At 68.3% G+C, this 25,195-nt stretch carries 24 protein-coding genes; 2 read left to right on the top strand and 22 right to left on the bottom strand.

Annotation, left to right across the window (positions count from 1 at the left end):
• Nucleotides 1–300 precede the first annotated feature (300 nt).
• A complete protein-coding gene (locus tag Q0309_RS16315) occupies nt 301–921 on the top strand; it encodes a DapH/DapD/GlmU-related protein (protein WP_299443640.1) in 621 nt (206 codons plus the stop codon).
• Here the strand turns inward: Q0309_RS16315 and Q0309_RS16310 are convergent, their stop codons facing one another.
• From Q0309_RS16310 to phnX, 5 genes are all read right to left on the bottom strand, one after another.
• Nucleotides 922–1,629, bottom strand: coding sequence for a polysaccharide deacetylase family protein (locus tag Q0309_RS16310; RefSeq protein WP_299443637.1), 708 nt, complete (start codon nt 1,627–1,629; stop codon nt 922–924).
• On the bottom strand, nt 1,626–2,780 hold the full coding sequence (locus tag Q0309_RS16305) for a glycosyltransferase (RefSeq protein ID WP_299443633.1): 1,155 nt from the start codon (nt 2,778–2,780) through the stop codon (nt 1,626–1,628). The genes Q0309_RS16310 and Q0309_RS16305 overlap by 4 nt, the downstream gene beginning before the upstream one ends.
• Nucleotides 2,777–3,988 (bottom strand): sulfotransferase, encoded by a 1,212-nt coding sequence (locus tag Q0309_RS16300; protein WP_299443630.1) that lies wholly within the window; start codon nt 3,986–3,988, stop codon nt 2,777–2,779. Before Q0309_RS16300 ends, Q0309_RS16305 begins: the two co-directional genes overlap by 4 nt.
• An 88-nt stretch (nt 3,989–4,076) precedes the next feature.
• Nucleotides 4,077–5,318: an FAD-dependent oxidoreductase gene (locus tag Q0309_RS16295; RefSeq protein WP_299443627.1), complete on the bottom strand. Its 1,242-nt coding sequence runs from the start codon at nt 5,316–5,318 to the stop codon at nt 4,077–4,079.
• Nucleotides 5,315–6,154: a phosphonoacetaldehyde hydrolase gene (gene phnX / locus Q0309_RS16290; protein WP_299443624.1), complete on the bottom strand. Its 840-nt coding sequence runs from the start codon at nt 6,152–6,154 to the stop codon at nt 5,315–5,317. The genes Q0309_RS16295 and phnX overlap by 4 nt, the downstream gene beginning before the upstream one ends.
• A 325-nt stretch (nt 6,155–6,479) precedes the next feature.
• On the opposite strand from phnX, the gene Q0309_RS16285 reads away from it, so the two are divergent.
• Complete coding sequence (locus tag Q0309_RS16285; RefSeq protein ID WP_299443621.1) at nt 6,480–7,385, top strand: LysR substrate-binding domain-containing protein; 906 nt, start codon at nt 6,480–6,482, stop codon at nt 7,383–7,385.
• Between the two features lie 138 nt (nt 7,386–7,523).
• Here the strand turns inward: Q0309_RS16285 and Q0309_RS16280 are convergent, their stop codons facing one another.
• From Q0309_RS16280 to rplM, 17 genes are all read right to left on the bottom strand, one after another.
• Nucleotides 7,524–8,321, bottom strand: a complete 798-nt coding sequence (locus Q0309_RS16280; protein ID WP_299443619.1) for an MBL fold metallo-hydrolase — start codon at nt 8,319–8,321, stop codon at nt 7,524–7,526.
• Between the two features lie 8 nt (nt 8,322–8,329).
• A complete protein-coding gene (locus Q0309_RS16275) occupies nt 8,330–9,130 on the bottom strand; it encodes a TatD family hydrolase (protein WP_299443616.1) in 801 nt (266 codons plus the stop codon).
• A 3-nt stretch (nt 9,131–9,133) separates the two neighbouring features.
• On the bottom strand, nt 9,134–10,690 hold the full coding sequence (gene metG, locus Q0309_RS16270) for a methionine--tRNA ligase (protein ID WP_299443613.1): 1,557 nt from the start codon (nt 10,688–10,690) through the stop codon (nt 9,134–9,136).
• Between the two features lie 49 nt (nt 10,691–10,739).
• Nucleotides 10,740–11,951 carry a DNA polymerase III subunit delta' gene (locus Q0309_RS16265; protein WP_299443610.1) on the bottom strand — a complete coding sequence of 404 codons (1,212 nt, stop codon included), beginning with the start codon at nt 11,949–11,951 and terminating at the stop codon, nt 10,740–10,742.
• A gap of 39 nt (nt 11,952–11,990) precedes the next feature.
• Nucleotides 11,991–12,662 carry a dTMP kinase gene (gene tmk / locus Q0309_RS16260; RefSeq protein ID WP_299443607.1) on the bottom strand — a complete coding sequence of 224 codons (672 nt, stop codon included), beginning with the start codon at nt 12,660–12,662 and terminating at the stop codon, nt 11,991–11,993.
• Between the two features lie 33 nt (nt 12,663–12,695).
• Nucleotides 12,696–13,865, bottom strand: a complete 1,170-nt coding sequence (locus Q0309_RS16255) for a D-alanyl-D-alanine carboxypeptidase family protein (protein WP_366940648.1) — start codon at nt 13,863–13,865, stop codon at nt 12,696–12,698.
• Nucleotides 13,866–13,988: 123 nt separating this feature from the next.
• Nucleotides 13,989–14,810, bottom strand: coding sequence for a septal ring lytic transglycosylase RlpA family protein (locus Q0309_RS16250; RefSeq protein ID WP_299443604.1), 822 nt, complete (start codon nt 14,808–14,810; stop codon nt 13,989–13,991).
• 147 nt (nt 14,811–14,957) lie between these two features.
• The gene (locus tag Q0309_RS16245; RefSeq protein WP_299443601.1) at nt 14,958–16,268 is read right to left on the bottom strand and encodes a lytic murein transglycosylase; all 1,311 of its coding nucleotides are present in this window, start codon (nt 16,266–16,268) and stop codon (nt 14,958–14,960) included.
• A gap of 172 nt (nt 16,269–16,440) precedes the next feature.
• Nucleotides 16,441–17,661, bottom strand: coding sequence for a hypothetical protein (locus Q0309_RS16240; RefSeq protein WP_299443598.1), 1,221 nt, complete (start codon nt 17,659–17,661; stop codon nt 16,441–16,443).
• 147 nt (nt 17,662–17,808) lie between these two features.
• Nucleotides 17,809–19,608 carry a single-stranded-DNA-specific exonuclease RecJ gene (recJ, locus tag Q0309_RS16235; protein ID WP_299443595.1) on the bottom strand — a complete coding sequence of 600 codons (1,800 nt, stop codon included), beginning with the start codon at nt 19,606–19,608 and terminating at the stop codon, nt 17,809–17,811.
• Nucleotides 19,605–20,630: a class II fructose-bisphosphatase gene (gene glpX, locus Q0309_RS16230; RefSeq protein ID WP_299443592.1), complete on the bottom strand. Its 1,026-nt coding sequence runs from the start codon at nt 20,628–20,630 to the stop codon at nt 19,605–19,607. Before glpX ends, recJ begins: the two co-directional genes overlap by 4 nt.
• Before the next feature lie 81 nt (nt 20,631–20,711).
• The gene (locus Q0309_RS16225; protein WP_299443588.1) at nt 20,712–22,004 is read right to left on the bottom strand and encodes a homoserine dehydrogenase; all 1,293 of its coding nucleotides are present in this window, start codon (nt 22,002–22,004) and stop codon (nt 20,712–20,714) included.
• A 5-nt stretch (nt 22,005–22,009) separates the two neighbouring features.
• Nucleotides 22,010–23,233 carry an LL-diaminopimelate aminotransferase gene (locus Q0309_RS16220; protein ID WP_299443585.1) on the bottom strand — a complete coding sequence of 408 codons (1,224 nt, stop codon included), beginning with the start codon at nt 23,231–23,233 and terminating at the stop codon, nt 22,010–22,012.
• 112 nt (nt 23,234–23,345) lie between these two features.
• Nucleotides 23,346–23,744 carry a VOC family protein gene (locus Q0309_RS16215; protein ID WP_299443582.1) on the bottom strand — a complete coding sequence of 133 codons (399 nt, stop codon included), beginning with the start codon at nt 23,742–23,744 and terminating at the stop codon, nt 23,346–23,348.
• Between the two features lie 84 nt (nt 23,745–23,828).
• Nucleotides 23,829–23,987, bottom strand: coding sequence for an entericidin A/B family lipoprotein (locus Q0309_RS16210; RefSeq protein WP_299443579.1), 159 nt, complete (start codon nt 23,985–23,987; stop codon nt 23,829–23,831).
• A gap of 77 nt (nt 23,988–24,064) precedes the next feature.
• Nucleotides 24,065–24,583, bottom strand: a complete 519-nt coding sequence (gene rpsI / locus Q0309_RS16205; RefSeq protein ID WP_299443576.1) for a 30S ribosomal protein S9 — start codon at nt 24,581–24,583, stop codon at nt 24,065–24,067.
• Nucleotides 24,584–24,586: 3 nt separating this feature from the next.
• Nucleotides 24,587–25,051, bottom strand: coding sequence for a 50S ribosomal protein L13 (gene rplM, locus Q0309_RS16200; RefSeq protein ID WP_299443572.1), 465 nt, complete (start codon nt 25,049–25,051; stop codon nt 24,587–24,589).
• Between the last annotated feature and the right edge of the window lie 144 nt (nt 25,052–25,195).

Genomic DNA, 25,195 nt, shown 5'->3' with positions numbered 1-25,195 from the left:
CGGTCCCTCCTGGCCCGGGAGTCGAAACCGCGTCCCCCTTGTGCGGCAGCCCCTTGTGCGTCAGCACGTGGCCGCCAGCGCGGTTCGAACGAGCCGGAGACTAACAAGGCGGCGGCGAAAATAAAGCCTTGGCACCCCGCGCGGCGACAACTTCATCGTCTCGACATGCACAAATAACTGTAGGGAAACATTTCTGACACTGAAGTGTCATAGAACCTGCTGTCGCCCTGGTGGAGGGGTGCGCTATAGTGCCCCTGCGCCGGAACGGCCTTTTTCCCAGATCACGCGGAAACGCCTGCCATGCCCAATATATTGTCCCAAGAACCGACGGTACACCCTACATCTATTACTCGAAACTGCACGCTCGGGGCGTGGACCGAGATACAGGACCGCGTCGTCCTGAACGAGGTCACATTGGGCGACTACAGCTATATCTGTAATGATGGGCAGGCCGATTACACGACCATTGGAAAGTTCTGTTCGATCGCCGCCCAGTGTCGCCTGAATCCCGGCAATCACCCGATGGAGCGGGCCACGCAACACCATTTCACTTATCGCGCGGCGCAGTTCGACCTTGGCGCGGATGACCCCAGCGTTTTTGCATGGCGGCGCAGCGCTCCGGTGGTCATCGGCCATGATGTGTGGATCGGCCACGGCGTGCTTGTCATGCCGGGCGTCACGGTGGACGACGGCGCCGTGCTGGGGGCCGGGTCGGTGGTGACGCGAGACGTGCCGGCCTACACCATTGTCGCGGGGGTGCCGGCGCGGCCGCTTCGCCGGCGGTTTCCGGAGGACATCGAGGCCGCGCTGCACCGCATCCGCTGGTGGGACTGGTCACATGAGGCCATCAAGGACGCCCTGGAGGACTTCCGGCGCCTCGATATCGCGGCCTTTTGCGCGAAATACGATCCGGGCGCCTGATCACGCCGCTTGGGGCTGGTCTCCCAACCGTGCGATCAACCGGCGCAGGTCTCCGGCCAGGCGATAGGACAGGTCGTGCGGGTGGATGGCCACCCGCAGAGGCGTCTTCCAGAAGGCCGCGTGCCCGAGGTTCATCGCGTTCCACACCCGCACCGGGCCGACGCGGACCAGCGTATCGGCCTCGAACCCGACCATGGGGACCAAGCGCCAGCGGCCGCTGTCCGCGTCGATCAGGCCGCTGAAAACCTCATAGCGCCGAAAGGGCAGGGCGCGCAGCCGAGCGCGCGGGATTGCCCCGAGCGCCCAGGCGGGCGGGACGTAGAGCTCGGGCGAGGGCAGGTCATGGGCTGAAAACCAGGCATGGCAGCGCGTGACAAGGTCGGCGATCCCATCGGCGTCCAGCGCCAAATGCTCGGCCACGTCGCGGGAGATCAGCAGGCTATGCAGGCGATGCCACGGGCCGTTGATCCGGGGGGCTTTGTGGGTCCAGCCGTGGCCGGCGAGACGGTGCCCCGCCTTGGCCCAGGCTTGCAGTCGCGCGATCTGGTCCGGCCGCCAGTCCAGTCCGGGCACGACCAGAAGGTCCACACCGCCAACGCCGTGGCCGTCCAGCAGGGCCAGCATCTCGGCGACGCGGTCCATCGAGCCTGGCATGACGTCATGGATGGACACGACCGCGCGGTCGCCGAGGGCGGACCGGCTGCTCACGCGTCACCTTTCGATGTGGCATGGTTGGCCAGCACGTTCAGCCAGCCCTGAATGGCCCAGGCGTTCATCTCCCGTGCGCCCTCGGCCCCCATGGCGGCCTTGCGTCGGCGGATGGTTGGGTCGAGGCTGGCCACCCGCGACAGCGCATGGGCGACCGTCTCGCCGTCCCCGATGCGGAACAGGGCGCGGTCCAGCATCGGCCATTCGGTGATGCCGCATTCGCCGGAGACCAGGACGTTGCGCCCCCGCGCCAGCGCCTCCAGGGCGATGGTGCCGAGGCTTTCCACATGCGAGGGCAGCACCAGCACGTCGTTCTCGTCCAGTGTCGCCGGCAGACGCGACCGGGGCACCCATCCCGGCAGGTGCAGATTGGGCAGCGAACCGGCCTGCTCATCCAGGCTGGCCCGCATCGGCCCGTCCCCGACGATGGTGAAGGTGATGTCGGGCAGTTCGCGAGCGGCGTCGACCACCGTCTGGACGTTCTTTTCGGGCGCCAGGCGGCCGGCGAACACGACGCGGGACACACTGTCGCGCAACGGCGCCGGTTCCGGGTCGATGAACGATCGTGGAATGGGCGTCCCCATCAGGTCCACCGCCTCCGCGCCCAGGTCGCGGGCGGCCTCGGCCATGGCGTGGGAGTTGGCCAAAACAACCGCGCAGCGCTCGAACAGGAACCGGTTCGCCATGCGCATGTACGAGCGCGGAATGGCGCCCAAAGCGCTGCTCCAGTACAAATCCGCCAGTTTCTCATAGTGGGTGTGGAAGCCGACCACCAGGGCGGCGCCGAGACCGCTGGCCAGCCGCGCCCCCAGCAGGCCCCAGGGGCCAGGGGTCGGCACGATCACCACATGCGGCCGCAAGGCCAGCAATCGGCGGCGCACCGTGACCAGGTTCGGCAGCCACAGTTTCTGCGTCGAGTCGCCCGGCAAGGGCAGGGCCACGCTGCCAAGGCTGCCGTCTCCTCCTGGACCCAGAACATCGACCTCAGCGACATGGGCGCGCAGGTGCTCGACCAGATCCGTGTAGTACGCCCCGACACCGTTTCGCTCAGGCTCGGCGTCGGTGACGATGGCCACGCGCCAGTCGGCGCGATGTTGGCTGTGTCCGTCCCGCGACGGGCCGGAGGGCGAGGATACGTTTGACATCGTCATGGCCCCTGCTGTCCGGCGGGTACGGGCGGTGCAATGGGCTTGGCAGCGGAAGCGTGGCCGTGCGTCCCTCTCCGATCCTGGACCGGGGCGAACTGGGCCGCAATGGCCGTCTCATCGAGGCCGAAGTCCTGGGCCGCATAGCGGTGGCGCGAACGATAGACCCGGGCCGCGCGCGCCTCGTCCTCAAGGCTGTCGGCGAACGCTGCCGCCAGCGGCAGCCCGAGCGTCGAGTATACCTCGCGAACCGTGGCCGCCAAGTCGCTCTTGAACCGCGCCATGTCAAGCACGACGTGCCGGTCACCGCCCGCTCGGGGCAAGTGCCGATCCAGGTTGTCGTAGTAGGATCGCAGCACGTCGGTCATGCGCGCGGTGAAGACACGGTTCGCCGGATCGCTGTCGAACAGGGACACGCCGCCCTGGATCGCCGACAACTGCGACGGCACGACGGCTTGGGGATCGCGGTGACAACGCACGAACCGGGCGTCTGGAAAGGTCTCGCGCAGGGCACCGACCATGCCGGCGAAGGCCGCGTTCTTCGACAGCAGGCGCTTATCCGGGCCGTGCACGTACAGGTGCCGCTGCAGCAAACGGCGGTAGAACGCCATCAGGCGGTGCTTGCGGCCGGCCGGCATGTCACGGTCCACCGTCGCCATGCCCCAGAGCGGTTCGGCGGTGGGGAAGGGGATCACCAGCACGAAGCAGGCCATGACCGGCAGAAGGGCCAGGTAGTCTTCCTCCGGCGCCGAAAGGTCCATGGGGTGCACATCGTCGAGTCCGCCGAAGACGCGGGTTTCGATCAGCGACAACAGGCGCGCCAGCGGCCGTCCGATCGCCGCGTCAAGGCGGATCAGGCCGCGCACGAGCTTGCGCTGTGTGACCGAGGGCGCCACCAGGCATTCCCAGGTGCTGAACGTCGTCAGGTTGGGGTCACGGGCCAGCACTCGGTGCATCAGCGTGGTGCCGCTCCGTGGAACGCCCACCACGAACAGGGGCTCCCGCACCGGCACGCGCCGGTAGGCCGGAAACAGGATCTCGTCCAGCAGCAAACACACCCAGTGAACAAACTGCGCCGCCGTGAACAGCGGCACGAACCCGACCATGACCAACAGCCGACGTGCCGACGGCCGCCGCCGGCCCGGCGGCGGGCGGATGGCCGCGCCGAGCAGGCTTCCGTATCGCGACAGGCTATCGCCCAGCAGACCGATCACAATGCGCCTCGCTCCCTCTCACCGGGTCCGCGCGCCCCCACGCGCCCCCACGACGTCAGTGTCAAGGGAACAGGCGGGCGAGGGGGAGTCAACCGGCACGCTTGTTGGCGCGGGCATCGGCGCACCGCTGAAGGAACGCCGGGTCGACCGGATCAACGGGGCCGAACCGATCCGGGCGGAACGCCGACAGGTCCCATGGCGCGGGCGCGCCAGCGGCCAGGGCGGCCGCCGCGCGTCCGACGCCGCCACTGGCGGCAATGCCGGCGCCGGAACACCCGGTGGCCGCGACAAAGCCGTCGACGCCGGGCCAGGCGCCGATGACGAACTGGCCGTCCGGGGTGTATCCGGACGCCGCCGAGATGTAGTGCGCCACCGGAACGTCGCCCAGCCCATCCCAATAGGGCCGGAACGCCTGCAACGCCTCGTGCAGCGACTCCCAACCGTGGTCATCGTGTCCAAAAGCGAACCCGGCCGGGTCGGCCGGGTAGACGCGGGGATCGGCGGCCACGCACACGCGGTCGCGGAAGCCGTACAACAGGCCGCCCACCTCCGGACGCGAGTAGAACCGGCCGTCCGGAATGAACACCATCACCTGATCGCGCGGGAACCGCTGTTCGTCCGGCGCGGTGATCCAGTAGTGGCTGCGCACCGGCGCAAGGGGAAGAGACGCGCCGGCCCACTGCCCCACCAGCGCCGACCACGGGCCGGCGGCGCACACCACAACGCCGCAGGCGATGCGCCCGGCCGTGGTTTCGACACCGGTGACGCGGTGGCCATTCAGGGTCAGGCCGGTGACCGCGACCCCCTGGTGAATGGCGGCGCCGGCCTGCTTGGCGGCGCGGGCGTAGGCGGTCCCCAGCCTGTACGGATCGATGAACCCGTCGTCGGGGAAGAAGGCGTACCGCCAGTCCGGATCGGCCGTCATCCACGGCACCTTGGCGCGCACCGTGTCCGCCGTCAGCCAGTCGGCGCGGTCCCCTTCGGCATGGGCGGCGTCCACCTGCGCTTGAAGGGCGGCGCGGGTGGCCTCCGATGAGGCCACATGCAACGCGCCGACCCGGTGAAGCTGGAGATCCTCGTCGAGGGCGGATTCGAGGTGCGCGATGGCCGCGTAGGTCTCGCGCACCATGACCCGCAGCGTGGCGGAGGAACGGGCGCGCGGCATCAGGGCGGCGCCGTGGCTGGTGGTGGCGGCGGACAGGCTGCCGCGCTCCAGTACCACGACGTCGGCGCCGTGGTGGCGCCGCAGCGCCTCGGCCGTCGCGGCACCCCAGATGCCGCCACCGACGACCACGACATCGGCGGAGGCGGGCAGGGCGGTCGGGCTCATGGCTGCTCCCCGCGCGACAGGTGGGCCTCGATGGCGTCGATCACCGGCAGCAGGTCGGCCACGCCCGGAATTGTGAAGTGGGCCCCGGCTCGCGTCAGCCGATCGGCGGCCGCGAGTCGCCGCGCCGCCTGCTCTTCGGGACGCAGGGCCTCGAAATCGGCGAGGGACAGTCCCATCTCGCTGCCCGTGTCGGTCACGGCGACGGTCCAGGTGCCGGCGTTCAGGCCTTCCTCGATATCGGCCACGGTATCGCCGATCTTGACCACGGCGGCGGGGGGCCAGGCATCCAACGTCATCATGGCCTGGAACAGCATCCCCGGGGCCGGCCGGCCCTTGCCGGTGATGTCGTCGGCGCAGACGGTCACGTCGGGCGCGTACCCCTGGGCGGCGGCGCAGGGCAGGATCGCCGCCATGATCTCGCGTGTGTAGCCGGTGGTCGATCCGATGCCGATCTCCCGCGCCCGCAACGCCGCGACCGTCTCCACGACGCCCGGCACAAGGTCGGCGTGGGCCGCCGCCACCTCGATCTGGCGCGGCAGGAAATCACGATAGACCTCCTGGGCGTCCTGCTCGGTGAAAGGCGTGCCGTGCGCCTTTTGCCACCGGTCGGCCACCGCCGGCATGGCGCCGATATCGCGCACATGGTCCAGCTTGGCGCGACCCATGGGGCCTCGCGCCTCGGCCTCGGTGATGGCGACGCCGAACGCGGCGAAGGCGGCCTGGAACGCGCCGGTGGGAGCCAGGCTGCCATGATCGGTCATGGTGCCGGCCCAGTCGAACACACAGGCCAGAACAGGCCCACGGTAGCTGCGACGATACACAAAGGAAGCGGACATGCCGCGTGCGACTCCTGAACTCTGACACGGGTGGATGAGGCGGCTCGGTCGTGTTACCCCCGGATATACGGTGGCTCGCGTCAGAACAAGACACGCGAGGCGGCCGGCCGTGGGTTTTCCGCCGAGCGCGGTGGGGGGACACCCTTGTTCGAGCTCGCCTCGAGATCAAATCACAGTTTCGCGAACGAAAGGTTATAGTTCTGTGTAACAAAATAATAATTTGTTATAATGAGCGTGTGAGCATAATTGTGCCGACCGATCAACGGTTTGGCTGATCGCTCCCGTCTCCCGAAGCCTCCCCCAAGAAACTCTGATAGGTCCGACATTGGTTGCCACGTTCGGACAACTCAAGGCCTTCAATGCCGTCGCGCGGGCCGGCAGTTTCACCCGGGCCGCGCAGCGCCTCGCCGTCAGCCAGCCCGCCATCACCGCGCAGATCCGCCGCCTTGAGGTGGACCACGATGTGGTCCTGTTCGAGCGCACGGCCAGCGGCGTGCAGTTGACGGCCCTGGGTCGGCGCCTGTTCCGTATCACCCAGAACCTCGATGATCTTGAAGAAGCCGCAGGCGTGCTGCTGGGGGGAGGGGAGGACGTCGTCCCTCAGGTCCTGCGGATCGCCACGGCCTCGCCACAGGTTTTCATGCCTGTTGTGGCCGCGTTCTCGCGCCGGCACCCGGAGGTGGAGCTTGATGTCGCGGTGGGAAGCACAGGGGACGCCCTGCGGCGCCTTCTGGACCGGGAAGCGGACATCGCGCTGACCCCGATGTTTCGCGCCGACGACCGCCTTGATCACATCGTCTACCGGCGCCATCGGCTGGCCGCGCTCGTGCCGGCGGACCATCCGTTCTCCAAACACGAGTCCGTGTCCGTGAACGACGTCGTCGCCGAACCGCTGATCATGCGCCTGGGCCTGTCCATGACGGAGAAGGTCGCCGATCAGGCCTTGGCCATGCATGGCCTGCGGCCGAGACCCGTCCTGCGGCTGGAAACACGCGAAGCCGTTCACGAGGCGGTGGCCAACCATCTTGGGGTGGCGTTCGTGCTTGAGCATGACGTGCCGCCGGACACGCGCTTTCGCGTGGTGCCGGTGTTTGATTGTGATGGTTTCGCGGAGGAGGCCGTCGTCTGGCTGCACAGCCGCCGGTCGCTCGGGTTGATCCGCGACTTCATCGCCGTGGCCGAAGGGATGCGCGACGGGGACGGGCCGCCGTTGCCGCCAAGGGCATCGTGATCATCTTAGTGGGATATCAAGGGGTTGGGCGACAGCCGCGTGGCTACTTGTCGCATAATGTATATTATGAATAGTAAAGCGATGGAAAACGACGGCAATGAGATTGCCCCGGATATCTACTAGTAGATTGGAGCCTCGTTACCCCGGCACGTCCAGGACCATGCCGTCATAAGCGGGCTCGGCGTCGGCCGGCAGTTCCCGCCGCAGCGTCTCGTAATCCAAACCCAGGCCCAGGTGGGTTAGAACCACGCGTCGCGGCTGGATGCGGTCGGCCCAAGCCATCACCTGGGCGACGTGCGCGTGGGTCGGATGCGCCTCCCAGCTGATGCAGCCGACAATCCATGTGTCGATCCCCGACAACGCCTTAAAAGCGGCCTCGTCCAGGGTCACGACGTCGGTGCTGTAAGCGAGCCCGTTGTCGAACCGAAAACCGAGCGTCGACATGACCTTGTGGTCCTGAACGAACGGCACAACGCTCATGCCGCCGGCTTCGAACGGCCCATCGACGGTGTGCGGTACCAGCAACGGCTTGAAAATCCACCGCACACCCTCCGGCTGCGATGTCAGGACATACGGAAAGCGGTCGGCGATCACACGCAGCGTGTCGGCATCGGCATGGATATCCAGGGGGCCGCGCAGAACCCGGTTGACCTCCCGCAGGTCGTCGAGCCCATGGAGGTGATCGGCGTGCGCGTGGGTATAGAGCACCGCCGACAGGGCCGCCGCGCCCGCGTCCAGGAGCTGTTCCCGCAGGTCGGGCGTCGTGTCCACCAGCACCGGCGGTGGCGCGCCCTGCCCCATCGACTGCACCAGGATCGAGGCCCGGCGGCGCCGGTTGCGCGGATTGGCCGGGTTACACCGACCCCAACCGTTGGCAATGCTGGGAACACCCGGCGCGGCACCGCAGCCCAGGATGGTCGCGCGAAGAGCGGCCACGGCCTAAGCTATTCCGCCGCCGCCACGGCGGCCGGCCGGCGCGCCTTGGTGAACAGTCGGAAGAAGTTGTCGGTGGTGGCTCGCGCCAGGTCGGCCTCGCTGATCCCCTTGACCTCGGCCACGGTCGCCGCCGTGTACGCTGTGTAGGCCGGCTCGTTGCGCTTGCCGCGTTTCGGCACCGGCGCCAGGTAGGGCGCATCGGTCTCTACTAGTAGATAGTCCAGCGGTATGGCGCGGACGGTCTCCCGCAGCGCCTCGGCCTTCTTGAAGGTGACGATGCCGCTGATCGACACCATCATGCCAAATTCCACTGCTTTTTCAGCCAGTTCCGGGCTTGAGCTAAAGCAATGGATGAGCCCCGTGAACGGCCCTTTGGCCTGTTCTTCCTCCAGAATCCGGATGGTCTCCGGATCGGCATCGCGGGTGTGGACGATCACAGGTAGCCCGCTTTCGCGCGCCGCGCGGATGTGCTCGCGGAAGCTGCGCTCCTGCGCGTCGCGGGGGCTGTGCTCGTAGAAGAAGTCCAGCCCGGTCTCGCCGAAGCCGATCACCTTCGGATCCTGGGCCAGTGTCATCAACTCTTCGGCCGAGGTTTCCGGTTCGTTGCCGGCCTCATGCGGGTGGATACCGACTGTGCAATCCACATCCTCGAACCGGCGCGCCACCGCCAGCACCCGCTCGAACCGGGTGACGTGGGTGCAGATGGTGAGCATGTGGCCGACGCCGGCCTGACGCGCGCGCGCCACCACCTCGTCCAGGTCCTCGGCGAGATCCGGGAAGTCCAGATGGCAATGACTGTCCACCAGCATGGCTCAGGCCTCGGTTTCCGGGTCCACGTAGCGCGGGAAGATCCCTTGCGGTTTGGGCAGCGGCGTGCCGGGCACCAGCGCCCCGCCCTCGCCCAGCGCGGTGAAGTCGCGCGCCTCCGCCGCCACGCCCAGTTGGTCCAGCATCCGCGCTGCCGAGTCCGGCACCACCGGCTGGATCAGAATGGCGACATGGCGAATGGTCTCGGCCAGCACGTACAGCACGGTGGCCATGCGGGCCGGCTCGGTCTTGCGCAACGCCCACGGCGCTTGCCGGTCCACGTAGGCGTTGGCGGCGCGCACCACAACCCACAGCGCCTCCAGCGCCTCGTGGAAGGCTTGCCGGTCCAAAGCGCCGCGCACGGTCTCCAGCAAGCTGTGCGCTTGGTCGAGCAGCCCCGTGTCCTCGTCGGTCAGTGGTCCCGGCTCCGGCACCGCGCCGCCGCAGTTCTTGGCGATCATCGACAGCACCCGCTGGGCCAGGTTGCCCAGGTCGTTGGCCAGTTCGCCGTTCATGCGGTTGACCATGGCCCGGTGGGAGAAATCGCCGTCGTTGCCGAACGGCACCTCGCGCAGCAGGAAATACCGGACCTGATCAAGGCCGTAGCTCTTCACGAGATCATACGGGTCGATGACATTGCCCAGGGACTTGGAGATCTTCTGCCCCTCGTTGGTCCACCAGCCGTGTGCGAACACGCGCTTCGGCGGCTCCAGCCCGGCGGCCATCAGGAAGGCCGGCCAATAGACGGCGTGGAAGCGCAGGATGTCCTTGCCCACCATGTGCAGGTCGGCCGGCCAGTGGGTGGCGTACTCGCCTGTCTCCGTCTCCGGATAGCCGACGGCGGTGATGTAGTTGGTCAGCGCGTCGAGCCAGACGTACATGATGTGCGCGTCGTCTCCGGGCACGGGCACGCCCCAGGAGAACGTCGTACGCGAGACGGACAGATCGTTGAGGCCGCCCTTGACGAAGCTCATTACCTCGTTGCGCCGGCTGTCTGGCGCCACGAAATCCGGCCGGCGTTCGTACAGATCCAGCAGCGGTTCGGCCCACTTGGAGAGGCGGAAGAAGTAGCTGGGCTCCTCGACCCAATCCACCTCGGCGCCGCTGGGCGCCCGCTTCTTGCCGTCCGGGCCGGTGGTCAGCTCGTCCTCGCCATAGAACGCTTCGTCGCGCACCGCGTACCAGCCGGCGTAGCTGCCCAGGTAGATTTCGTCGCGGTCGAGCAAAACCTTCCACAGCGCCTGACAGGCGCGCACGTGCCGGTCCTCGGTCGTGCGGATGAAGTCGTCGTTGGAGAAGTTCAACGCGGCCGCCAGGTCGCGGAAGTTCCCCGACACCATGTCGGTGAACGCCTGCGGGTCCATCCCCTTGGCCTGGGCCGATTTTTCGACCTTCTGGCCATGTTCGTCGGTGCCGGTCAGGAACTTGACGTCATAGCCGTCGAGCCGCTTGAACCGGGCCATGACGTCGCAGGCCAGGGTCGTGTAGGCGTGCCCGATGTGTGGGCTGTCGTTCACGTAGTAGATGGGCGTCGTGATGTAGTACGGGGGGCGGCCCGGCATGGGGACAGGCTCCGAGGCGGAAGGTCTTGGGCGGACCGCAACAGACCCCTTACGACCGCGCCGCGGCGCGGTCGATCAGCAGCAGCACGGCCAGGGCCGCCTGTTTGCGGTCCAGGTTGACGGCGTCGGTCCGACCCAGCAGGTGGTTGGTCTTTTCCCACACGGTGACCCAGCGATCAAGGGCGCCGGCCCGGCTCAGGCGTTGCATCACCGCATGCTCGCCCTCATCCACACCACCGGCGGGCCGATCGCCGAGCGCGCCCACCCGGCCGAGGCGCGCCAGCCACCCTGGCACCAGGTCCCTGAACAGGTGCCACGCCGCGTCGTCCTTCGCCACCCGGTCGCCCAGCGCGTGGCACTTGGCCACGTCCATGCGTGGGGCCTGCGCGACCAGGGCCATCACATCGCCGTACAGGTCAAGGCCGCCCTTGCGGGCCAGATCGAGCGCGCGGCCGATGCTGCCTTGCGCCAGGCCGATCAGGGTCGCTCGCGCCGACTCCTCCAGATCGGGCCGGTAGGTCGCCAGCAGCTCCCGCATCACCGGCGGCGGCAATGGACGCAGCGCCAGCCGGCGGCAGCGCGACGGGATGGTCGCCGGCAGCCGCGCCGGTGTATGAGCCAAGAGCACCAGCACGGACCGGGGCGGCGGTTCCTCCAACACCTTCAGCACGGCGTTGGCGGCGTTGCGGTTCATCTCGTCGGCGGCATCAATCACGACGACCCGCCACCCGCCTTCCGCTGGCGTCAGCGACAGAAAGGCGCCGAGATCGCGCACATCGCCGACCACGATCTCGTCGCGGCGCCGCGGCTCGCGGCCGGCGTCGAGGTCCCGCTGCGCCTGCTTCTCGTCCGAAGAACCACGTTCGATCACCCGCAGATCGGCGTGGCTGCCAGCCCGCACACGGCGGAACACCGGGTGCTCCGGGGTCATCGCCAAGCCACCGGACGGCGCCGAGGGACCCGCCGGCGGGGCGGGCGGGTCCCCGAACAGGGAGGGGCCGGGATCAGGGGCCGTTTGGGCGGGCTCGACCGCGCCACCGGCCAGAATGAACCGGGCCATGCGGAACGCCAGCGTGGCCTTGCCGATGCCCCGAGGGCCGGTCAACAGCCAGGCATGACTCAGGCGCCCGCCCTCCCAGGCGCGCAGCACCTCGGCCTCTGCCTCGGCCTGGCCTGCCAGCAGGGCGTTGGCGCGCGGCGGCACGGCCGCGTCCGACCCTTCGGTCGACGAGTCGCTGGAGGTCGTCCCGCCCTTCGCCATACCTTTCCCTTGCTGTCGCGACGCGCCCACCGGGCCGCGCTAAAGGTCCCTGCCCTCGACCGCGTCGGCCTCGGCGGCCCAGGCCTGGATCCGGTCCTCGACCGCCGCCAGGACACGGTCGGCGACCACCGCCTCGTCGTCCGCCGCGTCGACCAACACGCACCGTTCCGGCTCCCGCGCCGCGATGTCCAAAAACCCAAGGCTGACCCGATGGTGGAACGCGAGATCCAGAGTCTCAAACCGGGTCACACCACCGCGCGAGCGTGCCCGCGCCAGGGCGGTCTCCGGATCCATGGTCAGGACCAGGGTCAGGTCCGGACCGAACGGTCCCGCCGCCAGATCGTACAACGTTTCCAGGACATCCAGGCCGAGCCCGTGACCATACCCCTGGTACGCGGTGGTGGAGTCCGCGAACCGATCGCACACCACCCAGGCGCCGCGCTCAAGCGCCGGGCGGATGGTGTGGCGCAGATGGTTGCGGCGCGCGGCCGAGACGATCATGGCCTCACAGAGGGGATCCCAGCACTCGGCCGTGGCGTCGATCAGCACCTCCCGCAGACGTTCCGCGCCGGCGGCCCCACCGGGCTCGCGGGTTTCCACCACCTCGCGGCCGCGCTGGCGCAGCGCCTCGGCGAGACGGCGCACCTGGGTCGACTTGCCGACGCCCTCGCCCCCTTCAAAGGTGATGAACCGGCCACGTTGCGTGTTCATGGGGTCCCGCTCGTCATGCATTCGATCACGGGGTCACGTCCCCTCACCGGCCGGCGCCGCCGAAGACTCCGGATCCGGCATGGCCAGCCCGACCACGATGTAGCGCAGGGCCGCGAATATCCGGTTGATGACTCCCATGCGCTCGACATTCGTGCCGGCTTGCAGGGGAAACGTCAGCGGCTGGATGTCGGGCGCCTCAATGACAAGAGTCGCAACCTCCTGGCCGCGTTCGATGGGGGCCGGGATTGGCCCCTCGTAGCGCACGGTGACTGTCATGGTCCGCCGCGCATTGCGCGGCAGAGTCACCGTCAGCCCGTCCGGCAGCACCAGCGGTACCGTTTGCGTCTGGCCCAACCAGACCTCCGCCTCGGTGACGGTGGCGCCGGGCTTGAACATCTCGACGTTCTCGAACGTGCGGAAGCCCCACGACATCAGGCGTTCCGATTCCTCGGTACGCGCCCGCGTGCTCTCCAGGCCGTTCAGCACAAGGATCAGGCGGCGGCCGTTGTTCTCGGCCGACGCGGTCAGGCCATAGCCGGCCACACTCGTATGCCCGGTCTTGAGCCCATCGGCGCCAATGTTCTTGTACAGCAGCGGGTTGCGGTTGTGCTGGGTGATACCGTTGTAGGTGAACTCCTTCTCGGAATAGTACGGATAGTACTCCGGGAAGTCGGTGATGATGCGCTTGGCCAGCGTGGCCAGGTCGCGCGCGGTCATCAGGTGTTCGGGATGCGGCAGGCCGGTGGAGTTCTGGAAGATGCTGCGCGTCAGGCCGATCTCGCGTGAGCGCCGGTTCATGGCCTCGGCGAACGCGTCCTCGGTTCCCGCCAGGTGCTCGGCGACGACGATGCAGGCATCGTTGCCCGACTGCACGATGATTCCGCGCAGCAGGTCCTCCAGCCGCACGGAGGAGTTCGGATCCAGGAACATGGTGGACCCGCCACTCGCGGCCCCGCCCTTGGTCCAGGCGTTCTCGCTGACGGTGAAGGTATCGTCCAGCGACAGCCGCCCGGCCTTGAGCTGCTCGAACACCATGAAGGTGGTCATCAGCTTGCTCATGGACGACGGCGGCATCAGCGTTTCCGCGTTCTTTTCCAGCATCACGGTGCCGGTGTCGAAGTCCATCAACAGGGCCTCGCGCGCCGTCGTCTCTATGGCCCAGGCGAACCGCCCGAACGGCACCGCCAGTGCCAACACAAGCACAACCGCTGCCACCAGGGCGCGGGCGCGTCCCGAGATTTCCTGACCTGATTTGATAAGAAACATCGCCAACCCACTGTTCTGAGGCGAATGTCTTGCCCTTGGCGTGTCAATCCGAGCGTTCGATCAGTCCGCGACAAGACGGGCTTCAGGATAGCCCGAAGCCTGAACCGCCCGCAACAGGCGGGCGGTCTCGGGCGAGTCAGGCAACGGGCCGATTCTCACGCGGGTCAGAGGGCGGCCGTCCCGCAGGGTGCCGGACAGATGCGCCGGCCCCAGTGAAGCGAGACGCGAGACGACGCGTCGGGCGTTGGTGGCGTCGGTAAAGGCCCCGGCCTGAATATACCATGCGCCCACGGGGGTGTCGGCGCTCGTCGCCATCTGGGCCGCCTGCGGCGTCCCGCGCACCGTTGGCGGGCCGCCCGATGCCTCGCGCAGGGCCAGGCTTTCCTCCGCCAGGATGGAGACCCGCACGCGCGCCTTGCCCTCCCTGCGGAACCCAAGCAACTCCGCCGCCCGTTTCGAGACGTCGATGATCCGGTTCTTGGCGAACGGACCACGATCGTTGACCCGAAGGTCAACGGAACGACCGTTCTGCAAATTGGTCACCCGCACCATCGACGGCAGCGGCAGGGTCGGGTGCGCGGCCGTCAAGGCGTTCTGGTCGAAGCGTTCACCGTTCGCGGTGCTGCGGCCGTGGAACTTGGGACCATACCAGGACGCCATACCCACCTCTTCGTAGGCCATGTCCTCGCGCGGCGTATACGAGCGACCGTTGATGGTGTACGGCCGTCCGACCTTGTAGCGTCCCACCCGATCGGCGTCGGACGCCCCGCCGTCCGTCAGCGATTTCGCGGTCTCGATGGTCAGTGTGGCTTCGGCACAGGCGCCGAGCATCACCACGGCCGCGAGGGCCACCCCAAAGGCAAAGCGAGTCCGTCCTCTCATGGATCCTCGGTTCTCCCTGGCCTCACCCGACGCGGCCTCGGCCGCCCTCCCGGTTGCGACATCTGGTGGCGCAGGCCTGAGCAAGGCTTACATGTTGGGCCTGGAACCTCACTGTAGCGGGACCCGCCCCCTCCGGCAAGGGAGCGCTCAAAGGCCGCCGTCGCTCCCCTGCCCTGCGGCAAGGCGCTGGACATGGCGAAGAAGCGCGGGATCGGCGTGCCCGTCCGCCGGCAGCCCCTGCGTCGCCTGGAAGCGGCGGATCGCACTCCGAGTCGAGGGCCCCGCCAGCCCGTCCACCGGGCCGGCCTCGAACCCAAGGTGATTGAGGAGGTGCTGGAGCGTTCTAAGCTCCGAGTAACGCAAGGGGTCCGGCGCGCGGTCGAAGACGCCGACCAGGGATCCGTCCCCGGCGATTCGGTCGGCCAGCCGACCGACCGCCAGCGCGTACAGGCTGGAATTGTTCCACCGCATGATGACGCGGAAATTGTCGTACACCAGAAAGGCCGGTCCCTCATGCCCGGCCGGCAGCAGCAGGGACGCGGTCATGCCCGGGACCACCGGCAGCGCCTGCCCGTCCGCCCGCGCCACGCCCAGTGCCGCCCAGTCGGTCAGCGGCTTGCGGACGTCAAGATCCGACTGGGTCAGGTCGAACCCCGGCGGCAGCCGAACCTGTCGGCCCCAGGTCTGATCCGCGCGCCAGCCGAGATCGGTCAGGAACCCGGCGGCGGACTCAAAGGCGTCCTTCAGGTCTGTCCAGATGTCCTTGCGTCCGTCGCCGTCGCCATCGACGGCGTGGTCGCGGAACGTGGTCGGCATGAACTGCATCTGGCCCATGGCGCCCGCCCACGACCCCACCATGGTCTCCGGCGCGATGTGGCCCTGGTCCAGGATGGCCAGCGCTGTCAGCAGTTGTTCCCGAAAGAAAGCGCCGCGGCGCGCATCGTGCGCCAGCGTGGCCAGGGCCTCGATGACGTTGAACCCGCCTAGATTACGGCCGTAGTTGGTCTCGACGCCCCAGAAAGCGACGATGACCTGCGGCGGGATCCCCGTGCGGCGGTACAGGTCGTCCAGCAGGGCGCGGTGGCGGGCCAGCATCGCCCGGCCGTCGCGTACGCGGTCCGGCGAGACCGCCCTGTCGTAGTATCCCCAGAACGTGCTGGTGAATTCCGGCTGGCGGCGGTCGAGTTCCAGAACGCGGGGGTTCGGCGCGACATCGCGGAACGCCCGCGCCAAGGTGGCCTCGGAGATGCCGCGTTGCCGCGCCTCGGCCTTCAAGGCGCGCAGCCAGGCGGAAAACGCTGGCCCGCCGGCCTCGTCGGCGCTGGTCGCCGCCGCCGGCGCCGGTTTGGGCGGCGGCACAGGCGCCTGTGCGCAGGCAGGCAGCGTCAGCAGGACCAAGCCGGCGGCGAGGACCGCGACACCGCGACCTTTAGAGTTGAGAGCGGCTTCACGCGCCAAATGGACATCGCGGCGCGATTCCGATTTGGCGCGATCCGCTCTAAGCGGCGACAGGACCGAAACGGATCGCGACATCTTGCGCCTCTCAGAATGCGTCTGCGCTTCATGTGGACCATTTCGCGGGTTTGCGCAATGGGTCTGTCGGTCCGATCAAGGTCGAGGACGGCGCCTGTCACAGCGACTTGGCGAAATGCTCGGGCGAGGACCGCCACGCCTGGAAGATGACCCGAATCCGGTGTTCGAAATCGGTCGGATCATCAGGGTCCGCCCGTACCTGGGCGGCCTTCTGGGCGAAGATGCGGGCCAGGCGGGGATTTCCGCGCGACCCGAAGATGGCCTCGAACTCGTCGCGGTTCATGATGCCGTCAGCGCCGCGCAGGAAGGGCGCGATCTGCCGCCGTTGCAGGTTGCCGACGATGCTGTCGACGCTCTCCGCGCCCATGCGGTCCAGATGCGAGGCCATTTCGGCGATGTCGGCGGTGCTTTTGGTTTTCAGGCTGTCGATCAGCGCCGTCTCGACGAAGACCTTCCACAGGCGCGGCCCCATCTGGTCGTACAGCCCGTTCAACAGGCGTTCGTATTCCTTGGGGCCGGCATGGATCAGTCCCCGGGCCGCGCGTGGATCGGTATCCAGCATCTCGCGCGACAGTTCCCCGGTCATCCGCTGTGCCGTGTTGAAGTCGGCGCGGCCGATGCCCAACAGAGATTCCAGGTCCTCGGGCGTGCGCAGGCTCAACAGCCCCTCGCCCAGTTCCTCGATCAGGGACTGCGGCAACGCCGCATAATAGGGAATCAGGGGAACCTGCCAGCGGTGGCGCAGGTAGGGGGCGATCGCGTCGTAGAACACGTCCGCCCCGCTCTTGGCCTTTTTGGGCGCCGGTCGGGGCGGTGGCTTGAGCGGTTTGCCCTGCCACAAGCGCGACACAAGGTCGAACAGGCGGTTGAGCAGGCCCGCGTTCACCGGCCCGTCCGAGCGTTCGCTGTGCTCCTTGACGTCGCCAAAGCGGTCGCCGTGGGTACGGAAGTACTTCTTGGCCGTCGTGCGGACGACAAGCAGCCGGATGTCATTGATCGACCGGCCGCACCACAGCGGCGTGTCGTCATCGCTGACCGGCTGTTGGTCCGCGTCCACAAGCAGTTTCCGGAACAGGTCCCGCTGCTTGTCGAACAGCATCATGCACCCGTCGACCACCTCGGGTGAGGCCAGGACCTCCTCGTACGACAGGGGTTCCAGCTTGGGCAGGAGTCCCTTATAGACGTCCAACACCGGACCACTGAGCTGCTCGTTGATCGTGCGGATGGTCCGTGCGCGTTTCGCGCGAGCCGCACCTGATGTGCCCGCCTCGGCTCCGTCGGTCGCGTGACTGCTATTGGCAAGCGGTGTGGTCGCCATGGTCGGTCCGAAGTCCCCTCAGTGTCCCTCCGCGGCTGTACAGACTTCCGAGCGTCACCCTGGAGATCGCTACCGTTGGGCACGCCGATCCGCTCTGAGGGGTGACCATACCCGAAGTCGTCGCCATCTGGAAGGGAAGCGGTCGCGTCAGCCCGCCAGCGTCATGTCGCTGATCACGATCTGGGGGCGTGCCTGCCCCTGCCAGCGATCCATGCGAATCGTGCCGGCCACGTGAACGACCGATCCCGACGCCCGCAGAAGGGCCTGGCCAAGCTCGCCGTCCGCCGCGCGAAAGGCGATCCCCTTGAGCCGCCCTCCCCCCTGGCCGCCGAGTTGGCACCGCACGTGGCCGGATCCGACCACATCCGCGAACAGCAGACGGGCTCCGGTCACGGCGAACACCGGCTCGGGATTGCCGGCGCCATAGGGGGCCACGTGCTCCAGTTGATCCAGCAGCGCGCCGCCGGCTCCCTCGACCGCCAAGGTTCCGTCCAGATCGAGGCACGGATCCGGCAGTCCGCCGTCCCCCGCCTGCTCGCTCAGGCGCGCCGCGACAAAGGCCCGAAAAGCCTCGATCCGATCCGGGTGAAGGCTGAACCCGGCGGCCATCGCGTGGCCGCCCCCCAGGGTCAGCAGGCCCGCCTCGCGCGCGGCGATCACTGCCGACCCCAGGTCCAGCCCGGGCACCGACGAGCGCCCCGAGCCCTTGGCTTGGCCGCCCTCGACCGCCACCACGCAGGCGGGCAGGTCGTAGCGATCCTTCAGGCGGCTGGCCACGATGCCCACAACGCCCGGGTGCCACCCCTCGCCCACCGCCATGACCAGCGGACCATCGACAGCCTCGCGTGCGCCCTCCACCTGCTCGATGGCCTCCAGCAGGACCTGGGCCTCGATCTCCTGGCGATCGCCGTTGAAGGCGTCAAGCGCCTCGGCCAGACGACGCGCCTCGTCGGGGTCGGCGGTGCTCAGCAACCGCATTCCCATCGACGCCTCCCCTACCCGACCGCCGGCGTTGATCCGGGGACCGAGCACGTAACCCAGGTGATAGGCGGTCGGCGCCTCGGCGAGCCGGGCCACATCCGCCAGGGCGACAAGGCCCGGATTGCCGCGCCGCGCCATGATGCGCAGACCCTGGGTCACGAACGCCCGGTTCAGGCCGGTCAGGGGCACGACGTCGCACACCGTGCCCAGGGCGACGAGGTCCAGCAGGGCCATCAAGTCCGGTTCGGGCCGCGCGGTGTACCAACCGCTCTCCCGCAAGGCTCGATTGAGGCCCACGACGAGCAGGAACGTCACGCCAACGGCCGCCAGATGGGTGTGCGGGGTTGTCTCATCGCGTCGTTTCGGATTGATCACGGCGACCGCCGGCGGCAACGCCTCGCCGGCTTCGTGGTGATCGACGACGATGACATCCAGCCCGGCGTCCCGCGCGGCGGCCAGCGGGTCATACGCCGTCATGCCGCAGTCCACGCAGACGCAAACGCCGGCGCCCTGCCCTTTCAAAGCCAACAGCGCCGGCGCATTGGGGCCGTAGCCTTCCTCCAGTCGATCGGGGATATGCACCAGCACCGTGGCGCCGGCGGCCTCCAGGTAGCGGCGCAGCACGGCCGCCGAGGTCGCCCCGTCGACGTCATAGTCCCCGAACACGGCGATGGTCTCGCCGTCCCGCACGGCCGCCACCAGCCGGACCACCGCCGCGTCCATGTCCCGCAGATGACTGGGATCGGGGAGTTGTTCGCGCATGGTCGGACTGAGAAAGCCTTGCGCCGTCTTCAGAGTGACACCGCGCCCCGCCAGGACCCGGGCCACCACCTCCGGCAGATCGAACCGCTGGGTCAGGGCCGTCGCCAAGCGCTCGTCGATGTCCCGCAGCCGCCAGCGCCGCCCCAGCACGGAGCGCTCGACACCCAGCAGCGGTGCCGCCTCCAGAACGGGGCCACCGTTCACGCGGGCTCGTCCGCGCCGGCCACACCCAGCTTGCGGCGCAGGTCATGGCGCGCCTCGATGCGCCGCACGGTGCCGGACTTGGTGCGCGCGACCAGAGAATGCGTCGAGGCGCCGCCGGGCCAGCGGCGCACCCCGCGCAACACCGCGCCATCGGTGACCCCCGTGGCGGCGAACATGATGTCGCCTTTGACCATGTCCTCCAACGCCAGCGGGCGCTCCGGCTTGTCCAGCCCAAGGCCGCGAAAAGCCGCCCGGTCGGCCTCGGACCGCACCAGGGGGCGGCCCTGCATCCAGCCGCCGAAGCAGGCCATGGCCGCCGCCGACAGGATACCCTCGCGGGCGCCGCCGCTGCCCATCAGGATGTCCACGCCGCTGCCCGGCTCGGTGGTCGCCATGATGCCGGAAACATCGCCGTCCTGGATCAACTGGATGCAGGCGCCAGCCTTGCGGACCGCCCAGATGAGGTCCTCATTGCGGGGCCGGTCCAGAATGCAGACCACCAGGTCGCCCGGCGCCACCCCCTTCGCCTTGGCATAGGCCAACACGTTCTCATCGGGCGGCGCGTCGATATCCAGAACCCCGGTCGGCACGCCGGGACCGACGGCGATCTTGTCCATGTACAGGCCGGGCGGGATGGCCAAGAAGCTCCCGGCCTCGCCCAGGGCCAGCAGCGACAACGAGTTCGGCGTGCCGGTGGCGCAGACGGTGGCCCCCTCCAAGGGCTGGGCGGCGATCTCGACACTGGGGCCGCTGCGCGTGCCCACGGGCATCCCGTCGCCCAGGCCGAGCGCCTCATCGGCCTCGCCCTCCTCTCCCGGGTGCTCATCGCCGATCACGACGCGGCCGGTAATCCCGACGCCGTTCAAGGCCGTACGCATGGCGCGGCTGGCCGCGTGCACGGCGGCGCGCTCGTCGCCGCGCCCCATGTGCTGCGACGCCGCCAGCGCGGCGGACTCCGTCACCCGCGCCATTTCCAGCGCGAGATTGCGTTCCAGAACGTGATAAGGCTCTTTTTGTGTCATGGCTTCCCATCCCCGGACCCGATGGACCCGGCGATCCTACCACGGAGAGGGTCGCACGTGGGCATAACCCCAATGCCCAACTTAAAGGTCTTCAATGCGGATCATGCAGGGCGGCTCGACCACCGCCCCGATGTCGGCGATGCGCGCGAGCGCCCGCGTGGCGGCGGCCTCGACCGTCGGGTGCAGGGTCATGACCACGGGGACGATCTCGCCCGGGTTCTGTCCGTGCTGCAGGATGGATTCCATGGACACCTGCGCATCCCTCAGGGCGGCGGCGATCTCGGCGAAGACGCCGGGCCGGTCCACCACCATCAGGCGCACGTAGTAGGCCCCGACATGGGTATCGATGGTGGCCGCCGGCGTGGCCTTCAGGTGTTGCACCGGCACGCCGAAGGTGAAGGCGCCCCGCCCGGTCGCCAGGTCCATGATGTCGGCCACAACCGCCGATGCCGTGGGTCCCGCGCCCGCGCCCTGCCCCTCCAGCTTGGTGCGGCCGACGTGGTCGCCTTCCACAACGACCGCGTTGAACACGCCGTCGACCGAAGCGATGGGGCCGTTCTTCGGCACCATGCACGGGTGCACCCGTTGCAGGACCCCGTGTTCGGTTTCCTCCGCCACGCCCAGCAGCTTGATACGATAACCGAGTTCATCGGCGTTGGCGATGTCCCGGGCGGTGACGTGACGGATGCCCTCCAGGCAGACGGACGGAAAGTCCACCGGACGGCCGAACGCCACGCTGGTTAGCAGCGCCAGCTTGTGGCCGGCATCGATGCCGTCCACGTCGAAGGTCGGATCGGCCTCGGCGTAGCCCAGGTGCTGGGCCTCGGCCAGCACGTCCTGGAAGTCGCGGCCCGTGGCCTCCATCGTCGTCAGGATGTAGTTGCAGGTGCCGTTCAGGATCCCATAGACGCGCTGAACGCTGTTGCCGGCCAGCCCTTCGCGCAGCGCCTTGATGATCGGGATGCCGCCGGCGACGGCGGCCTCGTAGGCCAGATGCTTGCCCGCGCCTTCGGCCGCCCGCGCCAAGTCGGTGCCATGCACGGCAAGCAAGGCCTTGTTGGCGGTCACCACGTCCCGGCCGGCACCCAGGGCCGCCCGCACCGTCTCGCGCGCGACACCGTCGGACCCCCCGATCAGTTCCACGATCACATCGGCCTCGGCCTCGCGCGCCATGGCCACGGGATCGTCGTACCACGTGGCCATGGAGACGTCGCAGCCCCGGTTGCGCCGCCGGTCCCTGGCGCTGACCGCCGTGATCTCGATGGGACGGCTGCACCGCGTGGCGATGGTCTGTGCGTGCTCCTGCAGAAGCTGAACCGTTCCGACCCCGACCGTTCCCAGGCCGGCAATGGCAATCCTCAACGGCGCCGCCATACCCCTCACACCTCCGCGCGTTTGCGTTCCGATTGTTCAAGCAACGTATCGTAATTGGACAGGAACGTCTTGATATTCCTGGCCGCCTGTCGAATGCGCTGGCGGTTTTCCACCAGCGCGATGCGCACATGCTGGTCACCGTGCTCGCCAAAACCGACGCCCGGCGACACCGCCACCTTGGCCTCTTGCAACAGCAGCTTGGAGAACTCCAGCGAGCCCATATGGGCGAACGCCGGCGGCACCGGCACCCAGGCGAACATGGTCGCCGGCGGAGACGGCACCGTCCAGCCGGCCTGATCGAACGCCTCGACCATGGCGTCGCGGCGGTCCTTGTACATCTGCCGGATCTCGCCGACGCATTCCTGCGGGCCGTTGAGGGCGGCCGTGGCGGCCACCTGCACCGGTGTGAAGGCGCCGTAGTCCAGGTAGGACTTGATGCGCGTCAGTGCCCCGATCAGGTGCCGGTTGCCGGCGGCGAAGCCGATGCGCCAGCCGGGCATGTTGTAGCTCTTGGACAGCGAGGTGAACTCGACCGCCACGTCGCGCGCACCCGGCACCTGCAGCACCGACGGCGGCGGCTGGTCGTTGAAGTAGATCTCCGAATAGGCCAGATCGGACAAGATGTAGATGCCGTGATGGCGGCAGAAGTCCACCACCTGCCCATAGAAATCCAGGTCGGCCACGTAGGCCGTCGGGTTGGACGGGTAGTTCAGCAGAACCGCGATGGGCTTGGGCACCGAATGCCGCACGCCGCGCTCAAGTGCTTCCAGGAAGGTATGATCGGGCTCGCACGGCACATGGCGCACCGAGCCGCCGGCGATGATGAAGCCGAAGGCGTGGATCGGATAGCTGGGGTTGGGCGCCAGCACGATGTCGCCCGGGCTGGTGATGGCCTGGGCCAGATTGGCCAGGCCCTCTTTCGAGCCCAGGGTGACGATGGTCTCGGTCTCGGGATCCAGCTCGACATTGAACCGCCGCTCGTAATAGGCCGCCAGCGCGCGGCGCAGGCCGGGGATGCCGCGCGAGGCGGAATAGCGGTGGGCGCGCGGGTTGGCGGCGGCCTCGGCCAGCTTGTCGACGATGTGCTGCGGCGTGGGCTGATCGGGATTGCCCATGCCCAGGTCGATGATGTCCTCGCCGGCGGCGCGGGCGCGCGCCTTCATGGCGTTCACTTCGGCGAAGACGTACGGCGGCAGCCGCTTGACGCGGTAGAATTCGGTCTGGAGCATGGCACCTGGGCCCTGAGTGGAACGCCCCGGCGGACGAACCACGCGCCGGGGGCGCAGGACAGTGGCGCAGGGGGCCGGCGGGGTCAAGTGCCGCAGTCTTTCCGGGCTCGGATCAATCGGCGCCCTCGGTCAGACGGGACACATGCTCCCCGAAAACCAATCGATTGCCGTCGGGGTCGGTGACCTCGAACTCGCGCATGTCCCACGGCTGGGTTTCCAGCGGACAGGTGATCTGCCCGCCCCCCCTTTGCACCGCGTCGTGGTAGGCTTCGACCCCGTTCACGAACACATAGGCCACGGCCCTGGACTCCGCCGTGCTGGCCGACAGATGCAGCTGGCAGGACCCATGGCGGACGATGGCATAGCTCAAGGGTCCATCATCGGTATCGGACCATTCGAACGCCAAGTCGAACCCCAGACAGCCCGTATAGTAATCGCGCGCGGCGACGACATCCGCGACCGGGAAGACCGGCGCGACCACCTCAAGACTGAATGCTCTGCCCTCGGTCATCGCGCTGCCTCCGTCCGGTGATCTCGCCACGATATCGAAACGAAAGTCACGCGAAAAGAAAAAGCGCCGGCCAGGGACAGCCCCCTACAGCTCTTCCTTCACATCCCGGGCGGTGTCGGAGAGGATCCGACCGCCCGCGTTGATGTCCTTGCCGATGCCCTCCACCGTGCTGCACGAGGCAAGCACGAGGGCACCGAATACCACGGCGGCCACGACGGGCATGGAAGAGCGTTTGGGTGTCATGGTTCCTTGCCTCCGTTCCCGGTCCATCGGCAACACGTGTCGCCGATGGTACCCCGGAAAACGGTAACACCGTGGCCCTAACGCTTCGAGAACTGGAAGCTGCGGCGGGCTTTCGCCTTGCCGTACTTCTTACGCTCGACCACGCGCGAATCGCGGGTCAGGAAGCCCTGCGCCTTCAGCGGCGGACGCAGCGCCGGGTCCCAGCGGCCCATGGCGTGCGACAGGCCGTGGCGCACGGCGCCCGCCTGGCCCGACAGCCCGCCGCCCTTGACGGTGCAGATGACGTCGAACTGGCCCTTGGTCTGGGTCACCACGAACGGCTGGTTGATGACCATGCGCAGCACCGGGCGCGGGAAGTAGTTGACGATGTCCCGCCCATTCACGGTGATGCGACCGGAGCCGGGCTTGACCCACACGCGGGCGACGGCGTTCTTGCGCCGTCCGGTGGCATAGGCGCGGCCGAAGGCGTCCCGCAGCGGCTGGCGGGCCTCGCCCGGGTCGTCGGCGGGGGCCGGCGCGCCCGTCGTGGTGGTCTGCGCGGCCTGACCGCGCATGGCGTCCTTGAGGCCCTCCAGGCCCACGCGTTCATCGGCCATGGCCTAGTGACTCCTCTTGTTCTTGGGATTGCGGGCCGCGAGGTCCAGGACCTCCGGCTGCTGCGCCGCGTGCGGGTGCGTTTCCCCGGTGTAGACGCGCAGCTTGCCGAGCTGCGCCCGGCCCAGCGGACCCTTGGGCACCATGCGCTCGACGGCCTTTTCGACCACCCGCTGCGGGTGCTTGCCGCCCAGGATCTGCTCCATGGTCTTGCTCTTGATGCCGCCCGGATAGCCGGTGTGCCAGTAGAACCGCTTCTGGGTCAGCTTGCGGCCGGTCAGGCGCACCTTGTCGGCGTTGATGACGATGACGTGATCGCCCGTGTCGATGTGCGGCGTGTACATGGTCTTGTGCTTGCCGCGCAGAATGGTGGCGACGGTGGCGGCAAGGCGGCCCAGCACGACGCCGTCGGCGTCGATCACGTACCACTTGCGCTCCACCTCGCTGGGCTTGGCGGAATAGGTTTTCATTCGGCTCTCCGTCCGCGAACTGTCGCAGGCCTGTCGGAATCGGGCAGGCCGGGGCGATCGTGCCGCCGGCCCAGGAGCGCGCACTATGCCACCGAAATCCGGCGTGTCAACGCGAAAAACGCGGCGATTTCAGAAGCGTGCGCC

The organism is uncultured Rhodospira sp. (assembly GCF_937138205.1).
Taxonomy (GTDB): Bacteria; Pseudomonadota; Alphaproteobacteria; order Rhodospirillales; family Rhodospirillaceae; genus Rhodospira.
The sequence above is the reverse complement of the archived record's forward strand: the minus strand, read 5'-3'. Positions and strand labels throughout refer to the sequence as shown.